Annotated in this window: 4 protein-coding genes; 3 read left to right on the forward strand and 1 reads right to left on the reverse strand. The window is 61.9% G+C overall.

Going from position 1 to position 2808, the window contains the following annotated elements; all coding sequences use genetic code 11:
- Positions 1-105: 105 nt before the first annotated feature.
- Positions 106-393: an amphi-Trp domain-containing protein gene (locus EAO78_RS17525; RefSeq protein ID WP_049986819.1), complete on the forward strand. Its 288-nt coding sequence runs from the start codon at positions 106-108 to the stop codon at positions 391-393.
- Between the two features lie 80 nt (positions 394-473).
- On the opposite strand, the gene EAO78_RS17530 is transcribed toward EAO78_RS17525, so the two are convergent.
- A complete protein-coding gene (locus EAO78_RS17530) occupies positions 474-998 on the reverse strand; it encodes an ArsR/SmtB family transcription factor (protein ID WP_049986811.1) in 525 nt (174 codons plus the stop codon).
- Positions 999-1199: 201 nt separating this feature from the next.
- Here EAO78_RS17530 and EAO78_RS17535 point away from each other — a divergent pair, with 201 nt between their 5' ends.
- Positions 1200-1415, forward strand: coding sequence for a heavy-metal-associated domain-containing protein (locus EAO78_RS17535; protein WP_122107025.1), 216 nt, complete (start codon positions 1200-1202; stop codon positions 1413-1415).
- Between the two features lie 4 nt (positions 1416-1419).
- On the forward strand, positions 1420-2808 hold a 1389-nt coding region (locus EAO78_RS17540), incomplete at its 3' end, for a heavy metal translocating P-type ATPase (protein WP_122107026.1).

Here is a 2808-nt window from a genome sequence, read left to right on the forward strand (position 1 = left end):
AGCTTCAAAGACAACGGTTGGCCGTTGTCTCGGAGTGGTCCGCGCGATTCTCAGGCGTAAGCGGTGTACCCGGCGTCTTCGACGGCCTCCACGAGATCGTTCAGTATGCCTGAAGAAGTCCTGTTCAAATCAGAGAGTGGCCAGACTCGAGAAGAAATCGCGTCGTATCTCCGTAGCGTCGCTGATAAACTCGAACAAGGGGACGCAGTCACACTCAAATCCGGTTCCGAGTCCGTGACAATGGAACCACCAGCGCGCCCGACGTTCGAGGTCAAAGCCGAGCGCGAGGGACCAACGGACGGACCCGGTGAATTGAGTATCGAGTTCGAACTCGAATGGGATGAGAACGACAATAGGGAGGACGGTGGGAGCAGTCAGTTAGAAATTGAGTGATCAATTCGCAGCCTCCAACGACCGGTGGTTTCGTGTCGTGTCGTATCTGATGAAATCCCAATAGTCCCGAGTTTTCTCGCTCAGGAGTCTCTGTGAGCACGAACGAACGCACGTCGGAGGACAGTCAGAAGCACATACGTTTCGTACTTCTGGGTCCGGCAGTGCTCGCAGGGCTGCATATCCGCGACGATCTCCTTAATAGCGTCGTCGTACTCGTCGGTGAGCGTAGTGAGCGCGTCCGTGATCTGGGGCTGGACAGCGTCGATCATCTCTTCGAGGGCGGCGTCGGCCGAATCTGGTAGTGAGTACGAGAGAACGATCGTGTTTGCGTGGTAGTACTTCGTCGTCCCACCACGACCCTCCTCGAACCGAACGACGTCGACGAGGCCGGCGTCCCGGAGCTCGTTGATGTGATGGCGAACCGTGTTCTCCGTCCGGTCGACGCCGCGATCGTCAAGGCGTTCGTGGACCTCGGTCGCGGTCAGGGCCTCCTCGGCCAGAATATCGAGGATCATCGCCCGCATCGGCTCGTCGATGGCATCCGAAACCCGAGTGTCTCGCACCGCGATGTCGTCGAGACGGTGGTCAGTATCGAAATCACTCATACGAGAACTGAGCGCGAGCACGCGGGAAAAGGTAGCGGGGCAGGAGTCGGGTAGGTGTCTGTCGAGGAATCGAGTACAGAATAGACCCACGATAGCAAAAGCCCTAGACGACCTGTTTGACTGTTCCAACGACCCGTCTCCGAATTCAAACATATCATCTAAAAAATACTTATTGGGGTATGGGCACTACCTCAAACTGTAATGAGCGACACAACCCAATTCCGCGTCCTCGACTTCGATTGCCCGACCTGCGCGAGCACCGTCGAACGCGCCCTGTCGAACGTCGACGGCGTCCAGCACGTCGAAGTCCACTACGCGACCGGCCGCGTCGAAATCGAGTACGACGACAACGTCGCGGACCCCGACGTCTTCGCACAGACCATCGAAAACCAGGGGTACACGCCCCAGCCCGCCTAACACCATGAACAAACAATCGATCACGCAGTACTACCGGAAACACCGGAAGGCCATCGTCACGGCGACGAGCGGTCTCCTCTACGGCGGTGGCTGGAGTCTGGGCTACCTCACGAGTTTTAATACGGCCAGCGCCGCCATCCTCGTCCTGGCGACGCTCGTGGGTGGCTACGACATCGCCAAAACCGCCTACCACGAGGTCACCAACCGGACGCTCGGAATCAAGACGCTGGTGACGCTAGCCGCCATTGGGGCCATCATCATCGGGGAGTACTGGGAGGCCGCCGCCGTCGTCTTCCTGTTCAGCCTCGGCAGCTACCTCGAGGGACGGACGATGCGGAAGACCCGGACTGCCCTCCAGGAGCTGTTGGAGATGACGCCCGACACGGCGACCGTCCGTCGCGACGGGGAACTCCAAGAAGTCCCCGCCCGCGAGGTCGAAGAGGGCGAAGTCGTCGTCGTAAAGCCGGGCGGGAAGATTCCGGTTGACGGCACCGTCGTCGACGGCGAGAGCGCCGTCAACCAAGCACCAGTCACCGGCGAGAGCGCGCCCGTCCACAAGGCCGACGGCGACGAGGTCTACGCCGGGACGGTCAATCAAGAAGGCGCACTGGAGATCCGAACGACGGGTGCGGGCTCGGATACGACGCTCGAACGGATCATCCGCCGTGTCGAGGAGGCCCAAGAGGCTCAGTCGCCGACCGAGAGTCTCATCGACCGGTTCGCGAAGTATTACACGCCGGCCGTCATCGTGCTCGCTATCGGTGCGTACGCCGTCACGCAGAACGCGATCCTGTCGCTGACCCTGTTGGTCATCGGCTGTCCCGGCGCGCTGGTCATCGGGCCACCGGTCAGCATCGTCTCGGCCATCGGCAACGCCGCTCGGTCTGGCGTGCTGATGAAGGGCGGCGAACACCTCGAACGCGCCGGCAAGATCGACCTTGTCGCCTTCGACAAGACCGGCACCCTCACGAAGGGCGAGACCACCGTCGCCGATGTTGAGGGGTTCGGCGTTGCTGATGACGAGGTCCTCTCACTCGCGGCGACCGCCGAGAAGAAGAGCGAACACCACCTCGCTGACGCCATCGTCGACGCGGCCCGCGAGGATCCGACCGCCGCGACGGACGGCGGAACGACGGTCGCCCAAGCGGACGATACGGACGCGGGGCGCAGGTCGGTCCCCGATCCGGATGACTTCGACGTAGTCGCTGGCAAGGGCGTCATCGCCCACGCCGATGGCCAGGAAGTTGTTGTCGGCAACCGCGCACTGCTGGCCGACCGCGACATTGACGTCCCCAGCCGGGTCGCCGACTACGTCCGCGAGCGTGAGGGGCGCGGCGAGACAGTCGTCCACGTCGTTCGGGACGGGGACATCATCGGCGCGATTGCGATGCGG

Source organism: Halobellus captivus (genome assembly GCF_003697845.1).
Taxonomy (GTDB): domain Archaea; phylum Halobacteriota; class Halobacteria; order Halobacteriales; family Haloferacaceae; genus Halorubrum; species Halorubrum glutamatedens.

Coding starts and splice junctions, on each gene's coding strand:
- EAO78_RS17525 (WP_049986819.1), top strand. CDS start 106: ATGCCTGAAGAAGTCCTGTTCAAATCAGAGAGTGGCCAGACTCGAGAA.
- EAO78_RS17530 (WP_049986811.1), bottom strand. CDS start 998: ATGAGTGATTTCGATACTGACCACCGTCTCGACGACATCGCGGTGCGA.
- EAO78_RS17535 (WP_122107025.1), top strand. CDS start 1,200: ATGAGCGACACAACCCAATTCCGCGTCCTCGACTTCGATTGCCCGACC.